24 protein-coding genes and 1 riboswitch are annotated in these 22131 nt (G+C 72.1%); of the genes, 12 read left to right on the forward strand and 12 right to left on the reverse strand.

The genetic code is table 11. The annotated features are described in order from the left end of the window. Positions 1–53 precede the first annotated feature (53 nt). Together AB0E14_RS20585 and AB0E14_RS20590 are read left to right on the forward strand one after the other, a co-directional pair. Positions 54–1406: a class II 3-deoxy-7-phosphoheptulonate synthase gene (locus tag AB0E14_RS20585; protein ID WP_362419689.1), complete on the forward strand. Its 1353-nt coding sequence runs from the start codon at positions 54–56 to the stop codon at positions 1404–1406. Positions 1407–1549: 143 nt separating this feature from the next. Further along, a complete protein-coding gene (locus tag AB0E14_RS20590; protein ID WP_362419692.1) occupies positions 1550–1810 on the forward strand; it encodes a (2Fe-2S)-binding protein in 261 nt (86 codons plus the stop codon). 4 nt (positions 1811–1814) lie between these two features. Here AB0E14_RS20590 and bfr read toward each other — a convergent pair whose 3' ends face one another. Beyond that, positions 1815–2291: a bacterioferritin gene (bfr, locus tag AB0E14_RS20595; RefSeq protein ID WP_024755581.1), complete on the reverse strand. Its 477-nt coding sequence runs from the start codon at positions 2289–2291 to the stop codon at positions 1815–1817. 176 nt (positions 2292–2467) lie between these two features. Here bfr and AB0E14_RS20600 point away from each other — a divergent pair, with 176 nt between their 5' ends. Next, the gene (locus AB0E14_RS20600) at positions 2468–3100 is read left to right on the forward strand and encodes a sulfite oxidase-like oxidoreductase (RefSeq protein WP_362419697.1); all 633 of its coding nucleotides are present in this window, start codon (positions 2468–2470) and stop codon (positions 3098–3100) included. An 18-nt stretch (positions 3101–3118) separates the two neighbouring features. Here the strand turns inward: AB0E14_RS20600 and AB0E14_RS20605 are convergent, their stop codons facing one another. The 6 genes from AB0E14_RS20605 to thiO all read right to left on the reverse strand — a co-directional run bounded on the left by AB0E14_RS20605 (position 3119) and on the right by thiO (position 8847). Next, on the reverse strand, positions 3119–3673 hold the full coding sequence (locus AB0E14_RS20605) for a DUF4396 domain-containing protein (protein WP_362419700.1): 555 nt from the start codon (positions 3671–3673) through the stop codon (positions 3119–3121). 70 nt (positions 3674–3743) lie between these two features. After that, positions 3744–4607, reverse strand: coding sequence for a deoxyribonuclease IV (locus tag AB0E14_RS20610; RefSeq protein WP_362419703.1), 864 nt, complete (start codon positions 4605–4607; stop codon positions 3744–3746). A gap of 6 nt (positions 4608–4613) precedes the next feature. Beyond that, entirely contained in the window at positions 4614–6560 is a 1947-nt protein-coding gene (gene pknB / locus AB0E14_RS20615) for a Stk1 family PASTA domain-containing Ser/Thr kinase (protein WP_362419706.1), read from the reverse strand. A gap of 99 nt (positions 6561–6659) precedes the next feature. Further along, positions 6660–7454, reverse strand: a complete 795-nt coding sequence (locus AB0E14_RS20620) for a thiazole synthase (RefSeq protein WP_362419709.1) — start codon at positions 7452–7454, stop codon at positions 6660–6662. Between the two features lie 5 nt (positions 7455–7459). Next, on the reverse strand, positions 7460–7675 hold the full coding sequence (thiS, locus tag AB0E14_RS20625) for a sulfur carrier protein ThiS (protein WP_362419712.1): 216 nt from the start codon (positions 7673–7675) through the stop codon (positions 7460–7462). Next, the gene (gene thiO, locus AB0E14_RS20630; protein ID WP_362419715.1) at positions 7672–8847 is read right to left on the reverse strand and encodes a glycine oxidase ThiO; all 1176 of its coding nucleotides are present in this window, start codon (positions 8845–8847) and stop codon (positions 7672–7674) included. Before thiO ends, thiS begins: the two co-directional genes overlap by 4 nt. Further along, a riboswitch (TPP riboswitch) is annotated at positions 8845–8957 on the reverse strand. It overlaps the preceding gene by 3 nt. A 54-nt stretch (positions 8958–9011) precedes the next feature. Between thiO and AB0E14_RS20635 the strand changes: the two genes are divergently transcribed. The 6 genes from AB0E14_RS20635 (at position 9012) to AB0E14_RS20660 (ending at position 13724) form a co-directional block, all read left to right on the forward strand. Then, positions 9012–9353, forward strand: coding sequence for a hypothetical protein (locus AB0E14_RS20635; protein WP_362419718.1), 342 nt, complete (start codon positions 9012–9014; stop codon positions 9351–9353). Between the two features lie 28 nt (positions 9354–9381). Then, positions 9382–10596, forward strand: coding sequence for an FAD-dependent oxidoreductase (locus AB0E14_RS20640; RefSeq protein WP_362419721.1), 1215 nt, complete (start codon positions 9382–9384; stop codon positions 10594–10596). A gap of 77 nt (positions 10597–10673) precedes the next feature. Continuing rightward, on the forward strand, positions 10674–11039 hold the full coding sequence (locus AB0E14_RS20645) for an Rv2175c family DNA-binding protein (RefSeq protein ID WP_352191823.1): 366 nt from the start codon (positions 10674–10676) through the stop codon (positions 11037–11039). Positions 11040–11130: 91 nt separating this feature from the next. Then, on the forward strand, positions 11131–11781 hold the full coding sequence (gene thiE, locus AB0E14_RS20650) for a thiamine phosphate synthase (protein WP_362419726.1): 651 nt from the start codon (positions 11131–11133) through the stop codon (positions 11779–11781). 122 nt (positions 11782–11903) lie between these two features. After that, positions 11904–12821 carry a methylenetetrahydrofolate reductase [NAD(P)H] gene (metF, locus tag AB0E14_RS20655; protein WP_362419729.1) on the forward strand — a complete coding sequence of 306 codons (918 nt, stop codon included), beginning with the start codon at positions 11904–11906 and terminating at the stop codon, positions 12819–12821. 51 nt (positions 12822–12872) lie between these two features. Then, positions 12873–13724 carry a hypothetical protein gene (locus AB0E14_RS20660; RefSeq protein ID WP_362419732.1) on the forward strand — a complete coding sequence of 284 codons (852 nt, stop codon included), beginning with the start codon at positions 12873–12875 and terminating at the stop codon, positions 13722–13724. A gap of 15 nt (positions 13725–13739) precedes the next feature. Here AB0E14_RS20660 and AB0E14_RS20665 read toward each other — a convergent pair whose 3' ends face one another. The 5 genes from AB0E14_RS20665 to AB0E14_RS20685 all read right to left on the reverse strand — a co-directional run bounded on the left by AB0E14_RS20665 (position 13740) and on the right by AB0E14_RS20685 (position 19797). Then, the gene (locus tag AB0E14_RS20665; RefSeq protein WP_362419735.1) at positions 13740–15173 is read right to left on the reverse strand and encodes an NAD(P)/FAD-dependent oxidoreductase; all 1434 of its coding nucleotides are present in this window, start codon (positions 15171–15173) and stop codon (positions 13740–13742) included. Between the two features lie 84 nt (positions 15174–15257). Beyond that, on the reverse strand, positions 15258–15878 hold the full coding sequence (locus AB0E14_RS20670) for a DUF4126 domain-containing protein (RefSeq protein WP_362419738.1): 621 nt from the start codon (positions 15876–15878) through the stop codon (positions 15258–15260). Between the two features lie 316 nt (positions 15879–16194). Then, a complete protein-coding gene (locus AB0E14_RS20675) occupies positions 16195–16803 on the reverse strand; it encodes a helix-turn-helix domain-containing protein (protein WP_362419741.1) in 609 nt (202 codons plus the stop codon). Positions 16804–16832: 29 nt separating this feature from the next. Beyond that, positions 16833–18920, reverse strand: coding sequence for a YhgE/Pip domain-containing protein (locus AB0E14_RS20680; RefSeq protein WP_362419744.1), 2088 nt, complete (start codon positions 18918–18920; stop codon positions 16833–16835). Next, entirely contained in the window at positions 18892–19797 is a 906-nt protein-coding gene (locus AB0E14_RS20685) for an ATP-binding cassette domain-containing protein (RefSeq protein ID WP_362419747.1), read from the reverse strand. The genes AB0E14_RS20680 and AB0E14_RS20685 overlap by 29 nt, the downstream gene beginning before the upstream one ends. Before the next feature lie 167 nt (positions 19798–19964). On the opposite strand from AB0E14_RS20685, the gene AB0E14_RS20690 reads away from it, so the two are divergent. The 3 genes from AB0E14_RS20690 (at position 19965) to AB0E14_RS20700 (ending at position 21977) form a co-directional block, all read left to right on the forward strand. Continuing rightward, positions 19965–20432 (forward strand): SAV_6107 family HEPN domain-containing protein, encoded by a 468-nt coding sequence (locus tag AB0E14_RS20690; RefSeq protein ID WP_362419750.1) that lies wholly within the window; start codon positions 19965–19967, stop codon positions 20430–20432. A gap of 79 nt (positions 20433–20511) precedes the next feature. Beyond that, positions 20512–21300 carry a methyltransferase gene (locus AB0E14_RS20695; protein WP_362419753.1) on the forward strand — a complete coding sequence of 263 codons (789 nt, stop codon included), beginning with the start codon at positions 20512–20514 and terminating at the stop codon, positions 21298–21300. 269 nt (positions 21301–21569) lie between these two features. Next, positions 21570–21977 carry a DUF3040 domain-containing protein gene (locus tag AB0E14_RS20700; RefSeq protein WP_362419756.1) on the forward strand — a complete coding sequence of 136 codons (408 nt, stop codon included), beginning with the start codon at positions 21570–21572 and terminating at the stop codon, positions 21975–21977. Positions 21978–22131: the final 154 nt, after the last annotated feature.

Genomic DNA, 22131 nt, shown 5'->3' on the forward strand with positions numbered 1-22131 from the left:
TCACTCATTGGGCGGCGCGATGGACAGAGCGCCGGACACCGTAATGTGGGGGTGTGACCGTGAACGCTAAGACCACCGCAACCGGTGGCAACACCTGGCGAGACCTTCCCGCGGCGCAGCAGCCCGAGTACCCCGATGCCGAGGCTCTGCGCGATGTGATCGCGGACCTCGAGTCGTATCCGCCGCTCGTCTTCGCGGGCGAGTGCGATCAGCTGCGCGCCCGCATGGGAGCCGTCGCCCGGGGCGAGGCGTTCCTGCTCCAGGGCGGCGACTGCGCCGAGGCCTTCGATGCCGTCTCCGCCGACCACATCCGTGCCAAGCTCAAGACGCTGCTGCAGATGAGCGCCGTCCTCACGTACGCGGCATCCGTGCCCGTCGTGAAGGTCGGCCGCATCGCCGGGCAGTACTCCAAGCCCCGCTCCAAGGGCACCGAGACCCGCGACGGCGTGACCCTGTCGACGTACCGCGGCGACTCGGTCAACGGCTTCGACTTCAACGAGAAGGCCCGCATCCCGGACCCCGAGCGACTGAAGCGGATGTACAACGCGTCCGCCTCCACGCTCAACCTGGTGCGCGCCTTCACCACCGGTGGCTACGCCGACCTGCGCCAGGTGCACGCCTGGAACCAGGACTTCGTCAAGTCGTCCCCGTCGGGTCAGCGCTACGAGGCGCTCGCCCGCGAGATCGACAACGCCCTGAACTTCATGAAGGCCTGTGGCACCGACCCGGCCGAGTTCAAGGCCGTCGAGTTCTACGCCTCCCACGAGGCGCTGCTGCTCGACTACGAGGGCGCCCTCACCCGTACCGACTCGCGCACCGGCAAGCTGTACGACACCTCCGGCCACATGGTCTGGATCGGTGAGCGCACCCGCCAGCTCGACCACGCCCACATCGAGTTCGCCTCGCAGATCGCGAACCCGATCGGGATCAAGCTGGGCCCGACGACCTCGGTCGACGAGGCGCTGACGTACATCGACCGGCTCGACCCGGACCGCGAGCCCGGCCGGCTGACCTTCATCGTCCGCATGGGCGCCGACAAGGTCCGGGACAAGCTCCCGGAGCTGGTCGAGAAGGTCACCGCCTCCGGCGCGACCGTCGCCTGGGTGACCGACCCGATGCACGGCAACACCTTCGAGGCGGCCTCCGGTCACAAGACCCGCCGCTTCGACGACGTGCTCGACGAGGTCAAGGGCTTCTTCGAGGTCCACAAGGGCCTGGGCACCCACCCGGGCGGCATCCACGTCGAGCTCACCGGTGACGACGTCACCGAGTGCGTGGGCGGCGGCGACGAGATCTTCGTCGACGACCTGCACCAGCGCTACGAGACGGCCTGCGACCCGCGGCTCAACCGCAGCCAGTCGCTGGACCTGGCGTTCCTGGTGGCGGAGATGTACCGCGACCAGTAGGCGTGATCAGTAGGTAGGTTTCTACGACGGTGGGGCGCGGATCCATGTGATCCGCGCCCCACAGTCTTTCCAGAGCTTTACACCTCGTAGGTGCCGGGTAAGGTTAGGTTAGCCTTATCGATCTCGGCGGGAGGTGAATCCGCGTGTACGTCTGCTCGTGCTTCGGTGTCACGGAGAAGCAGGTCAAGGAGCATGCCGACGCGGGCGCCTGCACGCCCCGCCAGATCGCCTCCGCCTGCAAGGCGGGAACGGACTGCGGCTCCTGCGTACGACGGATTCAGGCCATTCTGGGCCGCGGCAACTGCCCGCGCCGCGAACTCCTGGACAAGGGGCTGCCCGCCCTGGCCTCGGCCTCCGAGGACCTGGCCGAGGACTTCCCCGAGGGCCTCTCCGAAGCCGCCTAGCGCACTAGCTCGGCTGCTCGATGAGCGTCGAGATGTAGAGCGCCTCGCCGAGGCTCTCGATCAGCTCCAGCTGCGTGTCGAGGTAGTCGATGTGGTGCTCCTCGTCGGCGAGGATCTCCTCGAAGAGGTTGGCCGAGGTGATGTCGCCCTTGGCCCGCATGACCTCGATGCCGCGCTTGAGGCGGTCGATCGCCTCGACCTCCACCTGCCGGTCCGCCTGGAACATCTCGGTGATGGTCTGGCCGACGCGCACGTGGAAGAGCCGCTGGTAGTTGGGCAGACCGTCGAGCATCAGGATGCGCTCGGTGATCTTGTCCGCGTGCTTCATCTCATCGATGGACTCTTCGCGCGTGTACTTGGCGAGTTTCGTCCAGCCCTTGTTGTCCTGGATGCGGTAGTGCAGCCAGTACTGGTTGATGGCCGTCAGCTCGCCGGTCAGCTGCTCGTTGAGGAACTCGAGGACCTCGGGGTCGCCCTGCATCGCAGAGGCTCCTTCCACGCATGTCTATGTCGTGACTGGGCAGGATGGCCGCATCCTTGCACCACGGATGGGGGGCGTCCAGTAAGTGCAGGCTTAGTGGGACTTGCCCCGAACCGACCCCACTGGGGAGGTTGGCTGGTCATGACCACCCCTCGCGGTCTGTCACCATGGATGACATGGGTCAGCCGGAGAGCGGGGTACACCGGGAATCAGCGCAGTCGGATCTTCCGCCGGGGCAGCGGCTGCAGCGCGGCTGGCCGGTCACCCACTACGGCCCCGTCCCCAAGTTCAAGCCCGACCGCTGGGAGTTCCGGGTCTTCGGGGCGACGGCGGACGGCGACAAGCGGTGCTGGAACCACGAGGAGTTCTCGGCGCTGCCGTTCGCGACGGTCGTGGCCGATCTGCACTGCGTCACGAAATTCAGCATGCTCGGGGCCGAATGGGGTGGCGTCCCCGCCCGGACCGTCCTGGAGCTCGCCCCGCCGGCCGACAGCGTGACGCATGTGATGGTCTGGGCGGAGTACGGCTTCAGCGCCAACCTGCGGCTCTCCGACTTCGCCTCGGACCAGACGATCTTCGCCACCCACAAGGACGGTGAGCTGCTCACCGCCGAGCACGGCTTCCCGCTGCGGCTCGTGGTGCCGCACCTGTACGCCTGGAAGGGGCCCAAGTGGGTCCGGGGCGTGGAGTACATGACCGCCGACCGCCGGGGCTTCTGGGAGGAGCGCGGCTACCACAACCTCGGCGACCCCTGGAAGGAACAGCGGTACTCGTACCAGGAGGAGCCCGGGGACGGCCCCGAGCTCTGACTCCCGTCGTACGGCCTCTCAGTGGTGGTACTGGTGGACCACCGCGTGGCCCTTGCCGCGTCCGATCAGCCACTTGTTGACGGGCGTGGTGACCAGGAAGGCGACGAGGAAGGCGAAGGCCAGGGCGCCCCAGAAGAGCGCGTCCGAGAGGTGCGCGTCCATCGCGCCCGGCACCAGGAGCAGCACCCCGTTGTCGACCAGCTCCATGACGGTGATCGAGAGCGTGTCGGCGGCGAGTGCGACGCCGATGGCCGCCTTCAGGCTCAGGCCCGCGCGCACGACCGACCAGAGCGTGAGCGAGTAGCCGAAGAGGAAGGCCAGGACGATGGCCAGGACCATCGTCGGGGCGTTGCCCCAGCCGAGCGAGGTGCCGATGATCATGCCGAGCACCTCGCCGATGGCGCATCCGGTCAGGCAGTGCAGGGTGGCCTTCACCGCCATGGACCAGCTGGCCTTGGCCGGCGTCTGCCCGTGCCCATGGTCGTGCCCATGGTCGTGTCCGTTGCCGGGTCCGTGGCCTTCGTGCTGTCCGCCGTGGTGGGCGTGGTGGTCGGCGTGGGCTTCGTGCTGCATGGGTTCCCCCAATGACCGTGGGCGGTTCCTGCTGCGTACACAGGAACCGTATACCCCCTAGGGGTATTCCTCAACGGGAATCTCGGTCCCGGAGCTTCTTCAGCCGCTCCACGTCCGCCGTGTGGCCTTCCTTCCCGCCCGGCGTCTCGATGATCAGTGGCACCCCGTCGGTCGCGTGGTGCCGCATCAGTGCGCGGAACGGGTCCTCGCCGATGTGCCCGGCCCCGATGTTCGCGTGCCGGTCCTTGTGTGCGCCGACCACGTCCTTGGAGTCGTTGGCGTGGATCAGCTTCAGCCGGCCCTCGCCCACGGTCGCCACGAGCTGGTCGAGCGTCTGCGTCATGCCGTGGGGGCCGGTCAGGTCGTGGCCGGCGGCGAAGATGTGGCAGGTGTCGAGGCAGATCCCGAGCTTCGGGTGGTGGTCGAGGGCGTCGAAGTACGGGCCGAAGTCCTCGGCGCGCGAGCAGAGCGAGAAGCCCTGGCCGGCCGTCGACTCCAGAAGCAGGAAGGGGTCGTCCGGGTGCGTCAGCTCGTCGAGCAGCGGTCGCATCCGCTCCCGTACCTGCGCCAGCGCCTCCGCGCGGGGACGGCCGCCCGTCGCCGAGCCGGTGTGCACCACCACGCCCTTCGCCCCGATCTCGCGGCCCCGGCGCAGCGAGTGCCGGAGCGACTCGACCGACTTCTCGACGGTCGCCTCGGTGTGGGAGCCGAAGTTGATCAGGTACGGGGCGTGGACCCAGGCCGACAGCGACTCGGCCTCGCACCCGGCGCGGAACAACTCGTCCTGCGCCGGGTTGCCCACGGGTGTGGCCCAGCCGCGCGGGTTGGCGACGAAGACCTGGACCGTCTCCGCGCCCAGTTCACGGGCGTAGCCGAGGCCGACCGTGGCGAGACCGCCGGCCACGGGGACGTGACCGCCGACGGGGTTGCGCATGTGTGTCTACAGTCCCTTGATCGTGATGGTGACGGTGGAGCCCTCGGGGGCGGTGGAGCCGCCCTCGACCGACTGGCCGGAGACCGTGTCCCCGAGGAACGGGAAGGTCTTCTCGACCTTCACCTCGAAGCCCGCCCCTTCCAGCTTCGCGCGCGCGGAGTCCGTCGACTCGCCGGTCACGTCGGGGACCTCGATCATCCGCGGTCCCTTGGAGACCGTGAGGACGATCCGGTCGCCCTTGGCGGCCCGGCTGCCCTCCGCGAGCGACTGGGCCGCGACCGTGCCGGCCTCCTCGTCGGAGTGGATCTGCTCGCTCGCGATCTCCACCTTGAGCCCGGCCTCGCGGAGCGTGTCCGTGGCGTCGGCCACCGAGTCGCCGGCCACGTCGGGCACGTCGATCGGGCGGCCCTTGCTGACCACGAGCGCCACGGCCGAGTCGGGGCTCCGCTCGGTGCCGGGCTCCGGGTCGGAGCTGATCACGGCGCCCTGTGCCACGTCCTGGCTGAAAGCGGTCGTTGTCACGCCGACCGCGAGACCTTCCTCGGCGAGCATCCGCTTGGCCTCCGCCAGCGGGACCCCCTTGAGCCGGGGGACCTTCACGATCTCCGGGCCGCGGGAGATGGTGAGCGTGACCGTGCCGTTGCCCCGGATCCGCTGGCCGGAGGCGGGGTCGGTGGCCATGACCGTGCCGCGCTCGTACACGTCGCTGAACGCCCGCTTCGTCGCGCCGACGTCGAGACCCGCGTCCGTGAGCCGCTTGGTCGCCTTCGCCTCGGTCTGGCCGAGCACGGCGGGGACGCGCGTGAACTGGCCGGAATTGATGTACCAGACGCCCCCGCCGATCCCCAGCGCGAGCAGGACGGCCGCGACGACGAGCAGCGGACCGCGCGGCCGGCCCGCGAAGCGGTCCCGGCGGCGCCCGGCCCGGCTCCCGGCCCGGCCCGGCGGCGCGAGGTCCGGCGGGGGCATCGTGAGCCGGCTGGTGTGCTGGACGTCGTCCGCGGGCAGCGCGGACGCGGGCGCGACCCGGGGGATCACGCTGGTCCGGTCCTCCGCGCCGGAACGGTCCTCGGCGTGCGCCTGTGGCGGTACGGCGTCCAGCTGCGCGTCCCCGAGGGTCGCGCGGGCCTCCCGGGTGAGCGCGAGGAGGGTGACGGCGTCGTGTGGGCGGACCTCGGGGTTGCGGGCCGTCGCGGTCGCCACCAGCTCGTCCAGTTCGAGGGCGAGGCCGGGCACGGCCGCCGAGGGGGCCGGGACGTCGGTGTTCAGGTGCTGGAAGAGGACCTGGGCGGGGGTGTCCCCGGTGTGCGGCTTGGAACCGGTCAGCATCTCGTACAGCACGACACCGCAGGCGTAGACGTCGGCGCGGGTGTCCGCCGTGCCGTGCTCGATCTGCTCCGGTGCCAGGTACGAGACGGTGCCGAGCACCGATCCCGTGGTGTTCGTGGCCGAGCCGACCGCCCGTACGAGACCGAAGTCGGCGACCTTCACCCGGCCGTCGTCCCCTATCAGGACGTTCTCCGGCTTCATGTCCCGGTGCACGAACCCGGCCCGGTGCGCGGCGCCGAGGGCGGCGAGCACCGGCTCCAGGATGTCCAGCGCGGCGCGCGGCTGGAGCGCCCCGCGCTCGCGCAGCACGTCGCGCAGGGTGCACCCGGCGACGTACTCCATGGCCAGATAGACGTACGCGCCGTCCGCGCCCTGGTCGAAGACCCCCACCACGTTGGGGTGGGCGAGCCGCGCGACGGACTTGGCCTCGCGGATGAACCGCTCGACGAACGCGGCGTCGGTGGCGAGGGCCGGGTGCATCACCTTGAGCGCGAGCACCCGGTCGAGGCGGGTGTCCACGGCCCGGTAGACCGTGGCCATCCCGCCGACGGCGATGCGCGCGTCGACGCGGTAGCGGCCGTCGAGCAGCTGCCCGACGAGGGGGTCCTGAAGGGTCGTGTCCACGGCCCCGAGTTTACGAGCCGGGAGGGACACCCCGGTCCCCACCGGCTCGACCGCAGCACAGCTGTGACGCGACGCACGGGTTCCGCGCGCCGCGGCGCCTCAGAACGCCGGGCGTTCCGGGTCCAGGACCGCGCGGCCGTCCGTGGGGGAGGACGCCTCGGCGAAGTGCCGGCGCGGGATCCGGCCCGCCCGGTGGGCGAGCCGGCCCGCCTCCACCGCGTGCCGCATCCCCTCCGCCATCAGCACCGGATCCTGCGCCCGGGTCACCGCGGAGGCGAGCATGACCGCCGAGCAGCCCAGCTCCATGGCCAGCGCCACGTCCGAGGCGGTGCCCGCGCCCGCGTCCAGGATCACCGGGACGCCCGCGCGGTCGACGATCAGCTCGAAGTTGTGCGGGTTGCGGATCCCGAGCCCGGACCCGATCGGGGAGCCGAGCGGCATGACCGCCGCGCACCCCACGTCCTCCAGCTTCCGCGCGAGGACCGGGTCGTCGTTGGTGTACGGCAGGACGATGAAGCCGTCGTCGACCAGCGTCTCGGCCGCGTCGAGCGTCTCCACCGGGTCCGGCAGCAGGGTCCGCTCGTCGGCGATGACCTCCAGCTTGATCCAGTCGGTGCCGAGCGCCTCACGGGCGAGCCGCGCGGTCAGGATCGCCTCGCCCGCCGTGTAGCAGCCCGCCGTGTTCGGCAGGACGCGGATCGAGAGCTTCTCCAGGACGGAGAGGACCGAGCCGCGCACGGTCGGGTCCAGTCGCCGCATGGCGACGGTGGTCAGCTCGGTGCCGCTGACGGCGAGGGAGCGTTCGAGGATCTCCAGGCTCGGGGCGCCGCCCGTGCCGAGGATCAGCCGGGAGGAGAACTCCGTACCGCCGAGGAGGAAGGTGTCGTCGGACATGGCGGTCAGCCTCCCTGTACGGCGGTGAGGACCTCGACCCGGTCGCCCTCGCCGAGGACGGTCGCGGACCACTGGCTGCGGGGTACGACGGTCTCGTTGACGGCCGCCGCGACGCCGGTGGGCGCGGCGGTCAGGGTGGTGACCAGGGCGTCGAGGGTGGTGGGCGCGGCGAGGACGCGCGCCTCGCCGTTGACGGAGACGGTGGTCTGCGGGGCGGTCATGCGGGCTGCTCCTGTCGTACGGGGGAGAAGCGGCGGGGAGTGAAGGGGCGGGCCTCGTCCGGAAGCACGCCGGTGGCGAGGAACGCGGCCATGACGTCACCGGTGACCGGGGTGAGCAGGACACCGTTGCGGTAGTGCCCGGTGGCCAGCCGCAGGCCGTCGAGCGCGGTCGGGCCGAGCAGCGGCGCGTTGTCCGGCGACCCGGGGCGCAGGCCGGCCAGGGTCTCGGTGAGCGGCAGCTCGGTGAGGCCGGGGACGAGTTCGTGGGCGTCGCGGAGCAGCTCGTACACCCCGCCCGCCGTGACGGTGGTGTCCCAGCCCAGCTCCTCGCTGGTCGCGCCGACGACCAGCTCGCCGTTCTCGCGCGGCACCAGGTAGACGTGGCTGCCGCGCACGACCGCGCGGACGGTCCGGGACAGGAACGGCGCGAACGCGGGCGGCACGGTGAGCCGGAGCACCTGTCCCTTGACGGGGCGTACGGGCGGCAGGACCTCCGCGGGCACGCCCGCGAGCCGGCCGCTGAGGCTGCCTGCCGCCAGCACGACCTGCTCCGCCTCCAGGGCGGAGCCGTCGGCGAGCGTCACGCCCGTGGCCCGGTCCCGCACCACCGTCAGGCTCTCGGCGAGGCTCCGGTGGAAGACCACCCCGGCCCGCTCGCAGGCCGTGACGAGCGCGGCGGCGAGCCGGCGCGGATCGACCTGGTGGTCGCCGTCGACCCGCAGCCCGCCGCGCACGCCCGGTGCCAGCATCGGCTCAAGACGGCGGCAGTCGCGCCCGCTGAGCCACTCCGACTCCAGGCCGGAGCGGATCTGGAGGGCGTGCAGCTCCCGCAGATGGGCCCGGTCGTCGGCGTCGAGCGCGACGGCCAGCGTGCCGCAGGCGCGGTAGCCGACGTCGTGTCCTGTGGCCTCCTGGAGTTCGGCGACGAACGCGGGGTAGCGCTGCGCGGAGGCGAGGTTGAGGGCGAGCAGGGTCTCCTCGCCGTAGTGGAGTTCGGTGACGGCGGCGAGCATCCCGGCCGCCACCCGGGCGGCCCCGCCGCCCGGTTCGGGGTCCACGACCGCCGTGGACAGTCCGCGCTGCGCGGACCGCCAGGCCGTGACCAGGCCGATGATTCCGCCCCCGATGACGAGAACGTCCGATGTGCGGCATGTGCCGCGTGTACGCGACATGGGCGTCCAGCCCCTCCCTTCGCCGGCATGACCCGGATCAGGTTCGTACGGTCGGAGGCCGGTCAGCCTCCCTCTCAGCCCGGTGCGTCCGGGCTCCCGCGAGTGCTCTACGTTGACGGTCAGCCTAACCCCAGCCCCCGACGCCCAGTAAGGGAGCCTCACCCGTGGCTCGATCTCTCGACGGCCTCGTCCTCGCCCCCGTCGCCGACCAGGCCCCCGGTCAGGTCGGGACGCGTACCCGGTTCACGTACCACGAGGAGGACGGCAGCGTCTGGGCCGAGTACGCGGGCGGTGACGTGGTGCGGGGAAACCTCGTCGGCACGCGCGCGGGGGACCGGCTCGACTTCCGGTACGTGCAGTTGAAGCGGGACGGAACGACCTCTTCCGGGCATTGCGTCTCCCTCGTGGTGCAGCTGCCGGACGGACGCGTTCGACTGGAGGAGAGCTGGGCATGGGAGTCCCAGGAGGGCTCCGGTACCAGCGTCGTGGAGCAGCTGCCTTCCTGACGGTGCGTCAGATAGTTAAGGTGATCGAGTGAGCGAGCAGAAGCGGGAAGAGCAGCGGGTCGTCGTCGTGGGCGCCGGGATGGCGGGGGTGCAGACCGCCGTCGCCCTGCGCGAACAGGGCTTCACCGGACCGGTCACCCTCATCGGGGCCGAGCCCCACCAGCCCTACGACCGCCCGCCCCTGTCCAAGGCGGTCCTCCTCGGCAAGGCCGAGGACTCGGCCTTCGACGTCGACTTCGAGGCGCTCTCCATCGAGCTGCGGCTCGGCCTCGACGTGACCGGCCTGCGCGCCGAGGACCACGAGATCGACACGGAGGCCGGACCCGTCCGGTACGACGTCCTGGTCCTCGCCACCGGCGCCGAACCGGTCACCCTGCCCGGCACCGAGGGCGTGCCCGGGGTCCACCTGCTGCGCACCCTGGACGACGCGGCACGGCTCAAGCCCGTCCTGGAGCGCCGCCACGACATCGTGGTCGTCGGCGCCGGATGGATCGGCGCCGAGTTCGCCACCGCCGCGCGCGAGGCGGGGTGCGCGGTCACCGTCGTCGAGGCCGCCGACCACCCGCTCGCCGGCGCGCTGCCCACCGAGGTCGCCGCACCCATGGCGCGCTGGTACGAGGAGAGCGGCGCCGAACTCCTCACCCACGCGCGCGTGGAGTCCGTCGAACCCGGCACGGTCGTCCTGGCCGACGGCCGGCGGCTGCCCGCGGACGCGGTCGTCGTCGGCATCGGCGCCCGGCCCGCCACCCGGTGGCTCACCGGCTCCGGCATCGCCCTCGGCGCGGACGGCTCCGTCACCGCCGACGACCGGCTCCGCACCTCCCTGCCCGACGTGTACGCCGTCGGCGACTGCGCCTCCTTCCCCTCCGCCCGCTACGGCGCCCGGCTCCTCGTCCACCACTGGGACAACGCCCTCCAGGGCCCCCGGACCGTCGCGGCCGACATCGTCGGCGAGGCCCCCCGGGCCTACGACCCGGTGCCGTACTTCTGGTCCGAGCAGTTCGGCCGGTTCGTGCAGTACGCCGGCCACCACAGCCCGGCCGCCGCCCTGGTCCGACGCGGTGACCCGGCCGACGCCTCCTGGTCCGCCCTCTGGCTCGACGACGGCGTCCTCGTCGCCCTGCTCGCCGTCGGCCGCCCCCGCGACCTGGCCCAGGGCCGCAAGCTGATCGAGTCCGGCGAGCGCCTCGACCCGGGCCGCGCCGCCGACCCGTCCGTCCCCCTGAAGGCGGCGGTCGTCTGAGGGCCGACCGGCTCCGATCCGCCGGACGGCCCCGGCCCGACTACCGACTGTCAGCCCGGGATGGCAGGCTTGTTCCCGTGACCGAGATTGACGCAAAGACCGATGCTCTCGTCCCCGCCTGGCTCTACCTCCCCGACATCGCGGAAATGCTCGATGTCGAGGTGACGCGCGTGCGGCAGCTGGTCAAGGAGGGCCAGCTCATCGCCGTACGACGCGGCGAGAACAAGGCGCTCCAGGTGCCCGCCGCCTTCATCGACGGCGACAAGGTGGTCAAGGGCCTCTCCGGGACCCTGACCCTCCTGAAGGACGACGGCTTCAGCGACGAAGAGATGCTGGAGTGGCTCTTCACTCCCGACCCGACCCTGCCGGGCACGCCCGCGCAGGCCCTCAGCGAGAATCGCGGCACGGAGGTGAAGCGCCGCGCCCAGGCGCTCGCCGTCTGACGCACACGCACCGAAGACACCACAGGAGGCCCCTGGGGGCCGGGCCCGCCCGGCTCCCTCGGACCGCCGCACCCGACGGGGGGAACCACCCATGTCCACGCCTCGCGCGCAGCTCGCCGACGCCCGGCTCTACCTCTGCACGGACGCCCGCAAGCGCCAGGGGGACCTGCCGGCCTTCCTCGACGCCGTGCTCTCCTCCGGTGTGGACATCGTGCAGCTCCGCGACAAGGGCATGGAGGCCGGTGAGGAGCTGGAGTACCTCGCCGTCTTCGCCGAGGCCTGCCGCCGGCACGGCAAGCTCCTCGCGGTGAACGACCGGGCCGACGTCGCCCACGCCATCGGCTCCGACGTGCTGCACCTGGGCCAGGGCGACCTGCCCGTGCCCGCCGCCCGGAAGATCCTCGGCGAGGGAGTGCTCGTCGGCCGGTCCTGCCACGCCGAGTCCGAGGTGGACGCGGCCGCCGCCGAGCCGGGCGTGGACTACTTCTGCACCGGCCCCTGCTGGCCCACCCCCACCAAGCCCGGGCGGTACGCCCCCGGCCTCGACCTCGTGCGGTACACGGCCGCCCTGGAGCAGGACCGTCCCTGGTTCGCCATCGGCGGCATCGACGAGTCCACCCTCGACGAGGTCCTGGAGGCGGGCGCCCGCCGCATCGTCGTCGTCCGCGCGATCACCGAGGCCGACGACCCCGCCGCGGCCACGGCCCGCCTGGCCAAGCGCGTCCGCGAGCGCTCCGCGTAGCGCGGCCCCCCCCGTGACGCCCCGATGGGCGTCAGGGAAACCCTGTCCGAACGGCGTCCAAAAAGGTGTCCACGACTCGGACACCACTTCGTGGGCCGCGGCACCCCGTCTAACCTGCCGGTATGGCCCTAGGTACCGCTTCCACCCGCTCGGACCGCGCACGCACGGTCCGCGAGATCCTCGAGTCCGGCAAGCCGTCGTACTCGTTCGAGTTCTTCGCGCCCCGGACGGAGAAGGGTGAGCGGAGCCTCTGGAACGCCCTGCGCCGCGTCGAGGCGGTCGGCCCGAGCTTCGTCTCCGTGACCTACGGGGCCGGCGGTTCCACGCGTGGCGGCACCGTCAAGGCCACCCAGAAGATCGCCGGGGACACCACCCTCACCCCCGTCGCCCACCTCACCGCCGTCGATCACTCGGTGGCCGAGCTGCGCAACGTGCTCGGCCAGTACGCCGACGCCGGCATCCGCAACATGCTCGCGCTGCGCGGCGACCCGCCGGGCGACCCGCTGGGGGAGTGGATCGAGCACCCGGAGGGCGTCCGGTACGCCGCCGACCTCGTGCGGCTGATCAAGGAGTCCGGCGACTTCTGCGTGGGCGTCGCCGCCTTCCCCGAGATGCACCCGCGGTCCACCGACTGGGACACGGACATTCGTCACTTCGTGGACAAGTGCCGGGCCGGGGCGGACTACGCCATCACCCAGATGTTCTTCGATCCCGAGAACTATCTGCGGATGCGCGACAGCGTGGTGAAGGCCGGCTGCGAGACGCCGATCATCCCTGAAGTCATGCCCGTTGTTAACGTGAAGACCCTCGACCGGCTGCCCCAGCTGAGCAACGCTGTCTTCCCGTCGGATGTGAAAGACCGCATCCTCGCCGTCAAGGACGATCCAGCCGCTGTACGCTCCATTGGCATCGAGTTCGCGACGGAGTTCTGCGCGCGTCTGCTCTCCGAGGGTGTCCCCGGACTGCACTTCATCACGCTGAACACCTCCACCGCGACGCTGGAGATCTACGAGAATCTCGGACTGCACGTGCAGTCGTGACCGGCGTACCCGCCCCAGACCCGCGGCGGTGGCCGTAGGAGAGGGGCGGGCATGGGGTGGACGGTCCTCTACATCGCGTTCGGTGTCGTCGCGTTGTGGCTGCTGGGTGAGGTCCTCCTGCAGTACAAGGCGAGGCTGCGCTGGCGCGTGCTCGCCTTCTGCGGCTTCCTCGGGGTCGTCCTCGGTGTGCTGATGCCGTCCGTCGCGGTGATCATCGTGGGCGCGGTGGCCTTCGCCGTCGGCCAGACCTATGTGACGCTCTCCTTCCGGCGCGGCTTCTCCACCGGCTGGGCGATCGGCGGCAGCCCCGGCGCGAGCCGCCGCCGCAAGTCCGGCCCGCCCGCCGAGGCGGGCGGCCCCACGCTGGAGGTCAGCGACCTCTCCTACGAGCCGGTCGACCCCGCGTACGCCGCGTCGCACGACGACGGGACGCCCGGCGAGTCGCAGGCCGGGACGACCGCCGTCTACGAGCCCCAGCCGATGCCCGAGGACACCGGCCAGTACGGCGTCTACACCCCCGCGTACGACCACGCGCAGGCCCACTCCGAGACCCCGCAGCACTCCTACGGGGGATACGACGGCGGCTACGGCGGCTACGAGCAGCACCCGGGGTACGGCCAGCAGCCCTCCTACGACTACGGCGACGGCCAGCAGCAGTACGCCGCCTACTCCGACCCGTACATCGGCCCCGGCACGGACGGCCAGCAGTACGCCGCGTACGACTACGGCACCGGCGGCCAGCAGTCCTACGCGGACCCGTACGCGCCTTCCTACACCTACGACACGCCGCCCGGCGGGGTGTGGGTGCCGCAGCAGCGGGACGGCGAGCAGCCCGCCCAGCCGCCGCAGCAGGGCCAGGAGTACTACGGCTACGACAACGACCAGCAGCAGTACCGGTACTGACGCGCCACGGCGCTCCTACTGAGAGCCGCGGAAGTCGTCGCCCTCCACGATCAGGCCGGCGACCAGCGCGCCCGACATGCCCGCGTGGGCGAGCCCGCCGCCCGGGTGCGACCAGCCGCCCGCGAAGTACAGGCCCGGCAGCGAGGAGCGGTTGGCCGCCGGGAGGTACCGGCCGCGGCCGCCCGCGAGGGCGGGCCCGGGGACCTCGGCGGCGCCCGTCTCGCGCAGGGTGTCCCCGGGGGTGCGGACCTCCTGCCAGAGCAGCCGCTCGCGGAGGTCCGGCACGGCGGACTCCGCCGCCGTCACCAGCTCCCCGGCGAGCGCCGCCCAGTCGTGCCCGGGGTACAGCTTCACCGTCGCGGAGAGCGTCACCGACTCGTGGTCGGCGTCGGGGCGCAGCGCCGGGTCGTCGGGCCGCAACACGGTCACCGTCGGCCGGTCCCCGGCCGCGTGGACCACCGTGCGGTGCGCGGCTCCCGGCTCGCGCGCCCCGCGCAGGGCCAGACAGACCGTCAGCCGGCCCGTCGTGTCGGTCTGGTACGACGGCCAGTCGTCCTGGCGCTCCCAGGTGACGACCTGCTCGCCGTAGAGCGCGGGCAGCGGCGCCCCGGCGACCACGTGGTCGGCCGCCACGCTCTCGCCTCCCGCCAGCTCGACCCCCGCCGCCCGGCCGTCCTTCTCCACGATGCCCGTGACGGCGGAGTCGAAGACGAACTCCACCCGCCGCTTCAGGCACCGCTGGTACACCGCGTCCGCCAGGGCCCGGATGCCCCCGCTCACGTACCAGGACCCGAAGGTCTGCTCCATGTACGGCAGGACGGCGGCCGAGGCGGGGGCGCTGCCCGGATCGAAGCCGTACGCCCACGCGTACGAGTCGAGGAGGGCGACGAGCCGGGGGTCGCGCAGCTCCCGCGCGCCGACCTGCGCGAGCGTGGTCGTGGGCCGCCGCAGCAGGCCCGCCTTGAGCGCCGGGTACGGCTCCCGGGCGAGCGGGGCGGTGTCGGCGGCCTGCGGCTCCTCCAGGAGGGGGCGGCGGGTGCGGTCCCAGGCCTCACGGGCCCGGACCAGGAAGTCGCCCCACCGCTCGCCGGCGCCCGCGCCGAGCGCCGCGTCGAGCGCGGAGACCGTGCCCGCCCGCGAGGCGTTCGGCAGGTCCACGCGGGTGCCGTCGGCGAAGACATGACGGCTCGCCGGGTCGACCTGGGCCAGCTCGACGAGCTCCTCCAGGGGCTCCTTGCCGGTCTTGACGAACAGATCGCGGTAGACCGCCGGCAGGTGCAGCAGGCCGGGTCCCGTGTCGAAGCCGAACCCGTCCCGCTCGAAGCGGCGCACGGCACCGCCGTACGTCCCGCCGCGCTCATACACCGTCACCCGGTGGCCCGCCACGGCCAGCCGGGCGGCCGCCGCCATGGCGCCCATCCCGGCGCCGATCACCACAATCCGTGCCATGTCAGGGACCCTATCGGCCGCCACCGACAGCCCCGTTCGCGCCCCGGCCGGTCGGCGTGGACGGCCTCGGGAGGCCTCGGCCGGTCAGTCGGGCGGGACCGGGCTCCGGGTCTCGGCGGCCAGCCGGCGTTCCTCCCGGCGCTGTGCCCTGCGCCGCAGGAAGCGGCGGATGCTGTGGGCGAGGAAGAACAGTATGACCAGCCCGAGCAGGAGCAGGACGGCCGCGATGATCGCCGCCGCCTCGGGGTTGAATATGGCGAACGTGATGATCCCGGCGACGCCCAGGTCCTCCGCGGTGCTCATGGCGATGTTGGAGAACGGTTCGGGCGAGGTGTTGATCGCCATCCGGGTCCCGGCCTTGACGAAGTGGCTCATCAGGGCGGTCGAACCGCCGACGGCGCCCGCCGCCAGGTCGGAGAGCGAACCGGACTGCCCGGCCAGCAGGGCTCCGACCACGGCTCCGGCGACCGGGCGGATCACCGTGTGGACGGAGTCCCAGACGGAGTCGACGTACGGGATCTTGTCCGCCACCGCCTCGCAGAGGAACAGCACCCCGGCGGCGATCAGGACGTCGGTGCGCTGCAGCGACTCGGGCACCTCGTCGGTGAGACCGGTCGCGCCGAAGACGCCGAGCAGCAGGACCACCGCGTACGCGTTGATCCCGCTCGCCCAGCCGCTGGTGAAGACCAGGGGGAGTACGGACACGTCCGCGATCGTAACCAGCTCTGAGTATCCGTACCTAGGTGTCGAGATGAGTAGGGATGCGGATGGGCTCCGACCTGCGCGGAGGAGAGAGTGGTGTCCACGGAAGGGGCGCGGCTCCGGGACCGCCGACACGGGGTGGCGGAACGGGGCCGCGCGCCTGCCGGCACGGGGGTGCACGGGGGTACGGGGGTGCACGGGGGTGCACGGGGGTGCACGGGGGTGCACGGGGGTGCAGGGAACGCGAACGGCGAGGCTCGGGGGGATCGAGCCTCGCCGTTCGTCGTGTGCGGTGCGCGCGGTGTCGCGCCTCCGGTGCCTAACGCCCGCTCACGCGCCCGTGCAGCAGCCGGGACAGGGCGCTGTGGACGTCGTCCAGCGAGCGCTCCCGCTGGAAGGCCTGCCAGTCGAGTGCGGCCACCAGGACCATCCCGACCAGGGCCGCCGCCGTGAGCGGGATGTCGATCTCCTCGCTCAGCTCGCCCTCCTCGACGCCCTGCCGCAGGACGCCCTCCACCACCGCGACCGCCTGCTGGCGGACCACCAGGAGCGTCGAGTTCCAGGCGCGGTTGGTGCGCCAGAGCTCGGCCACGTACAGCTGGGTGAAGGCCGGGTAGCGGTCGATGAAGACGAGACCCGCCCGGATCATCGCGTCGAGCGCGTCGACCCGGTTCCCGCCCTGTCGCTCCGTCTCCTCGGCCGCCTCCCGCAGGGAGGCGGTGAGCAGGCCGACGCCGTGCCGCAGCAGCTCCTCGAAGAGCTCGGTCTTGCTCTTGAAGTTGTAGTAGACCGTGCCCTTGGCGACCCCCGCGCGCTCCGCGATCTCGTCCACCGTCGTCGCCGAGAAGCCCTGCTCGGCGATGAGGGTGACGGCGGCCTCGTAGAGCTTCGCGCGCGTGGCCTGGCGTCTGGTGCTGCTGCTGTCCATGGGCTCGATTCTCACAGGTTCCGGGTGTCTCACAGGCTCAGATCGGGGTGCAGCCGGTCGAGCGTCCAGACCTGCTTGCGCCGGGCCGAGACGGCCGTCAGGGCGAGCGCCCCGAGCGTGAACGCGGCGAGCACCGCGCACGCCTGCCACACCGGTCCGATCCCGCCGCCCGAGATCAGCCGGCGCAGGGACTCGACCACGTAGCTCATCGGCAGGAAGGGGTGGATGGCGTTGAAGAAGCCGGGGCTCGTCTGCACCGGGTACGTGCCGCCGGCCGAGGTCAGCTGGAGCATCAGCACGGCGAGTACCAGGATCCGGCCCGCCGCGCCGAAGCGGGCGTTGAGCCACTGGATGATCGCGGCGAAGCAGCAGGTGACCAGGGCGAGGAAGCCGACCGTCCCGGCGGCCCTCGCCATCTGCAGACCGAGCCCCCAGTGCAGGACCGACATCAGCGCGGCGACCTGCAGCAGCCCGATGGCCGCGACGGGCAGCCAGCCGGCCAGCGCGATCCGCCAGGCGGAGGCGCCTGCGGCGAGCGCGCGCCGGTTGAGCGGCTGGATGAGCATGTACGCCACCATCGCGCCGACCCAGAGGGAGAGCGGGATGAAGTACGGGGCGAAACCGGTGCCGTAGTTGGGCGCCTTGTGGAGCGACTGGGAGGCCAGCTCGACGGGGTCCGCCATGACCTCCGTACGCCGGTCGCGCTCGTCCTTGTCGTAGTCGGGGATCTTGGTGACCCCGTCCTTCAGGCCGGTGGCCAGCTCGCCCGAGCCGTCGGCCAGCTTGAACAGGCCGCCGTCGAGGTCGCCGGCGCCCTTCTTGAGCTTGCCGACGCCGGTGTCGAGGCTCGCCGAGCCGCCCTTGGCGCTGGTCAGGCCCGTGTGGAGCTCGTCGGCGCCCTTGGCGACCTTCTGGGCGCCCTCGTTCAGCTTGTTGATCTTCTTGACGGCGCCCTCGAGGTCGTCGTCGAGGTTCGGGGCGGCCTTGACCACCTCGGCGGAGTGCTTCTGGACATCGGCGAGCCGCGCGTCCAGCTTCTTCAGGTCGCCGTCGCTGTCCTTGGTCAGCTCGTGGAGGTCGTCGGCGATCTTCGCCACGTCGTTCGCCGAGACCTTGGCCTCCTTGAGGACCTCGCAGGCCTTGGCGTCGGGCAGCAGCGCGTCCACGCAACTCTTCTTGTGGAGCGCCTCCAGCTTGTCGTCGGCCAGGTGCGCGGCGCTCCGGGCGAGCGGGGCGCGCCGGACCACGTCGGCCAGGTCGTTGCGGACCGCCGTGGCCGCGTCGCCGACCAGCCGGGCGGTGTCGCCGATCGCCTTGCCGTTGTCCTTCAGGTACGGGCGGACCTTGGCGGCCGTTCCGTTGACCTTGTCGGCGAGCTCCTTCGTACCGGCGGCCACCTGCCGGGAGCCGGTCTCGAGGCGGCCCGCGCCCTCGTCGAGCTTCTTCAGGCCGCCCGCCAGGTTTCCACTGCCGGTCTTGGCGTCCTTCAGCCCGTCGGCCAGGTCCTTGGAGCCCTTCTTGGCCTTGTCCACGCCGTCCTTGACGTCACCCGCGCCCTTGGCCGCCTCCGCGGTGGCCTCGTGGATGTCCGAGAAGGAGATGAAGATCTTGTCGAGGAAGGAGCGCGAGGACTTCGTCGAGGCGGCGGTGCGGACCTCGGAGAAGACGGTCCGCGAGATCTGCCCGACGATGTAGTTGTTGGCGTCGTTCGTACGCACCTGCAGCGCGCCGGTCTCGGGCGAGTCGCCCGAACTGGAGGCGATCCGGGAGCTGAAGTCGCCGGGCATGGTCAGCGAGAGGTAGTACGTCCCGTCCTCCACGCCCTCGCGCGCCTCGGCGTCACTCACCTGGTGCCACTCGAAGACCTTGCTGTCCAGCAGGGACTCGGTGATGTCGGCGCCCGCGGTGATCTTCTTGCCGTCGGCGGTGGCGCCCTTGTCCTCGTTGACGAGCGCGACGGGTATCCGGTCGAGCCTGCTGTACGGGTCCCAGAAGGACCAGAGGTACAGCGCGCCGTACAGCAGCGGCAGCAGCAGGATCGCGACGAGCGCGGCGCGCGGCAGCTTCCCCCTGCCGAACCGCTTCAGCTCAAGCGCGGCGAGCCTCGGCGAGCGCATCGGCTTCCCCCTCCTCGGTCATGTCTTCGTCGGTGTCTTCGGCGTCTGCCGTGTCTGCCGCGTCTGCCGCGTCTTGCGCCTCTTCGGCGGCTACGTCGTCTGCGGTGTCTTCGGCGTCTTCCGTGCCGGTGGGCTCCGGGGCTTCCTCGGTCGCCGTGGCGTCCGCCGCTCGCGGTGCCGTGGTGATCGTCAGGGCGTCCGCGGGGGCCTCGCTGCACACGGCGAGCACGGTCGTGCCCGCGTCGGCGATCGAGCGCAGGAGCTTCCATGCCTCGGCGCGGTCGGCGGCCGAGAGCTTGAGATCGGTGTCGTCGAGGGCGAGCAGCCGGGGGCGGCCGATCAGGGCCAGGGCCACGGACAGGCGCAGGGCCTCAAGACGCTCCAGGTCGCGTACGGAGGTCCGCTCGGCCTTCGGCAGCGTGTCCAGGTCGAGCCCGGAGGCCTCCAGGGCCGCCTCGATCCGCGCCTTCGTGGCGGCCGCGCGCTCGGCCGGCGGCCGGAGCAGGGCCCGGACGGCGCCGTCGTAGCGGCGCTGCAGCAGGGCGCGCTCGCGCAGGTGCTCGGCGACGGTGAGGGCCGGGTCGAGGTCGCTGACCCCGGGCACCGGGCCGAGCGCGCTGATCCGGCGCACGGCGGCCATCCGGCGGGGCAGCGGGAGCCCGGCGACCTCGGCGTGCCCCTCCTGGGGCTTCATCCGGCCGGTCAGCGCGAGCAGCAGGCAGGTGCGGCCCGATCCCGACGGGCCCTCGATCGCGACGAGCGCACCGGGTTCGGCCCGGAAGGCCACCTCGCGGAAGACCCAGCCGCGCGGCCCCTTCAGCCCGAATCCGTCCGCGACGACGGCGGCGCCGTGCGGCTCCTCCGGCTTCGCATCCACCGGTCCACCCCCCACATTCCCCACTTTTGAACTGACCAGTCAGTGCAAAAACTTACCCCTGGATCGGCGATCTCGGCAAAACCGCAGGTCAGCGCGATTGTCAGTGGTGGCCTTCAGGATGGACACATACGGACACCGAGCCGTCACACGACGACAGGAGGCACGTCATGAACAGCTCCTCCGCAGCCGTCCACCCCGTGCTGCGCCGCCAGACCGCGCCGCCCGCCGCCCTCGATCTGCTCGCCCAGGCCCGCGCCGGACTCGACGAGGCCGCGAGCCTCGACCGGTCCAACGAGCGGTACGCCACCGCCCACCTCGCCGCCCTGCGCACCGCCGCCGCCGTGCTCGCCGTCCGCGGCCGGCCCGAGACCAACCCCCGCAAGAGGACCCGGATCCGCAGCGCCTGGGAGGTGCTGCCCGAGATAGCGCCGGAGCTCACCGAGTGGAGCGCCCTGTTCGCCTCCGGCGCCGCCCGACGGGCCCGGGCCGAGGCGGGCATCCCGGGCGCGGCGACCCCGCGGGACGCCGACGACCTCGTCCGGGACGCCGAGATGTTCCTGCGGCTCGTCGAGCGCCTCCTCGTCCTCCAGCCCGTACTGCCCCGCCGGCGCGAAGCCGGGGAGGCCGCCGGGTGAGGGGCGGTTGAGCGGGGGACCGCGCGCGAGGCCATAGGGTGGGAGGCGTTCGTACACCGTCACCGAGGAGTCAACAGCCGTGTCGGACCCTTCCCCTGTCTTCGGTCGAGAGGCGTCGTCGCGCCCGTCGCGCGCCTCCCTTCGTACGGCCGTCGTCTGGGACGTCCTCAAGGACGCCCTCGACCGCCGGGTCAAGGCCACCGGGAAGGACTGCCTCGATGTCCTCGACACCGGCGGCGGCTCCGGCAACTTCGCCGTCCCGGTGGCCCGGCTCGGCCACCGGGTGACGGTCGTGGACCCCAGCCCCAACGCCCTCTTCGCGCTGGAGCGCCGGGCCGCCGAGGCCGGCGTCGCCGAGCGGGTCACCGGCGTCCAGGGCGACATCCACGGCCTCTTCGACGTGGTCGGCCGCGACGGCTACGACGTGGTGCTCTGCCACGGCGTCCTGGAGTACGTCGACGACCCGGCCGAGGGCGTACGGAACGCGGCCGCCGCGCTGCGGGACGGCGGCGCGCTCAGCCTGCTCGCCGCGGGCGTCGGCGGCGCCGTGCTCGCCCGTGCGCTGGCCGGACACTTCACCGAGGCCAGGAACGCTCTCGGAGACCCGGACGGCCGCTGGGGCGACGGCGACCCGGTGCCCCGGCGGTTCACCGCCGACCAGCTCACCGAGCTGGCCGGCGCGGCCGGTCTGGACGTCGGTGCGGTGCACGGCGTACGGGTCTTCGCCGACCTGGTCCCCGGTGTCCTGGTCGACACCGAGCCCGGTGCGGCGGACGCCCTGCTCAAGCTGGAGGCCGCCGCGGCGGAGCTGCCGTCGTTCCATGCCATCGCCACCCAGTTGCACCTCCTGGGTGAGAAGCGCGCCTGACACCCCCGGGTGGCGCGCTGATCAGCGGCGCAGCCGCACATGGAGTACGCCACAGAACCTCCGGTCGACGGCTTTGCCCCGTATGATCGGGGGACACGATCCGGCATGACGGGCAAGGTGCTGGGGAATCAACGCCTCAGCAAACCGACCGCGTGGCGGCCCGGATTGGCGAATAGGCGTTGAGGGCGGGTTTCACGGGGGCGAATCCCTGCCTATCCTGAAAGGGCCGCATCCCGGTCGCCCCCGCGACCGACGACTAGGAGGACTCCGTGCCGCTCTCGGAGCACGAGCAGCGAATGCTCGAGCAGATGGAGCGAGCGCTGTACGCCGAAGATCCCAAGTTCGCGACAGCGCTCGAGGGAAGCGGGCTGCGTACGTACACCCGGCGACGGGTCTACCAGGCAGTCGCCGGCTTCCTGGTGGGTATCGCGCTCCTCATGGCTGGAATGGTCGCTCAGCAGTGGTGGATCAGCGTGGTGGGGTTCCTCGTCATGCTGGGCTGCGCGGTGATGGCCGTCACCGGATGGCGCAAGGCGCCCAAGCCGGGTGAGCAGCAGCAGGCGAGCGGCGGGGAGGCGGCCGGTGGCCGTCGTACCCGACAGCGCCGCTCGATGATGAACCGTATCGAGGAGCGGTGGCAGCGCCGCCGCGACGAGCAGCAGGGCGGCGGCCACTGACGCCGCGCCGAGGGCCCTGCCCCTGACAGGTGGTAACCGAGCGAGCCCCGTGGGCCCGGTACGCGACAGCGCGGGCCCGGCCCCCCGGGGGCGGCGCAGGAAACCCTACCCCCCCCCCCCCCGGCCCCCCCCCAACCCCCCGCCCCACCCCACG

The organism is Streptomyces sp. NPDC047981, assembly GCF_040653315.1.
Lineage (GTDB): Bacteria > Actinomycetota > Actinomycetes > Streptomycetales > Streptomycetaceae > Streptomyces.

Excerpts from the sequence above, each read along its gene's own strand:
- AB0E14_RS20660 (WP_362419732.1), top strand. The coding sequence starts at position 12,873 with ATGGGGTGGACGGTCCTCTACATCGCGTTCGGTGTCGTCGCGTTGTGG.
- AB0E14_RS20610 (WP_362419703.1), bottom strand. The coding sequence starts at position 4,607 with ATGCGCAACCCCGTCGGCGGTCACGTCCCCGTGGCCGGCGGTCTCGCC.
- bfr (WP_024755581.1), bottom strand. The coding sequence starts at position 2,291 with ATGCAGGGCGACCCCGAGGTCCTCGAGTTCCTCAACGAGCAGCTGACC.
- thiE (WP_362419726.1), top strand. The coding sequence starts at position 11,131 with ATGTCCACGCCTCGCGCGCAGCTCGCCGACGCCCGGCTCTACCTCTGC.
- AB0E14_RS20605 (WP_362419700.1), bottom strand. The coding sequence starts at position 3,673 with ATGCAGCACGAAGCCCACGCCGACCACCACGCCCACCACGGCGGACAG.
- AB0E14_RS20665 (WP_362419735.1), bottom strand. The coding sequence starts at position 15,173 with ATGGCACGGATTGTGGTGATCGGCGCCGGGATGGGCGCCATGGCGGCG.
- AB0E14_RS20690 (WP_362419750.1), top strand. The coding sequence starts at position 19,965 with ATGAACAGCTCCTCCGCAGCCGTCCACCCCGTGCTGCGCCGCCAGACC.
- AB0E14_RS20675 (WP_362419741.1), bottom strand. The coding sequence starts at position 16,803 with ATGGACAGCAGCAGCACCAGACGCCAGGCCACGCGCGCGAAGCTCTAC.
- metF (WP_362419729.1), top strand. The coding sequence starts at position 11,904 with ATGGCCCTAGGTACCGCTTCCACCCGCTCGGACCGCGCACGCACGGTC.
- AB0E14_RS20600 (WP_362419697.1), top strand. The coding sequence starts at position 2,468 with ATGGGTCAGCCGGAGAGCGGGGTACACCGGGAATCAGCGCAGTCGGAT.
- thiS (WP_362419712.1), bottom strand. The coding sequence starts at position 7,675 with ATGACCGCCCCGCAGACCACCGTCTCCGTCAACGGCGAGGCGCGCGTC.
- AB0E14_RS20680 (WP_362419744.1), bottom strand. The coding sequence starts at position 18,920 with ATGCGCTCGCCGAGGCTCGCCGCGCTTGAGCTGAAGCGGTTCGGCAGG.
- thiO (WP_362419715.1), bottom strand. The coding sequence starts at position 8,847 with ATGTCGCGTACACGCGGCACATGCCGCACATCGGACGTTCTCGTCATC.
- AB0E14_RS20620 (WP_362419709.1), bottom strand. The coding sequence starts at position 7,454 with ATGTCCGACGACACCTTCCTCCTCGGCGGTACGGAGTTCTCCTCCCGG.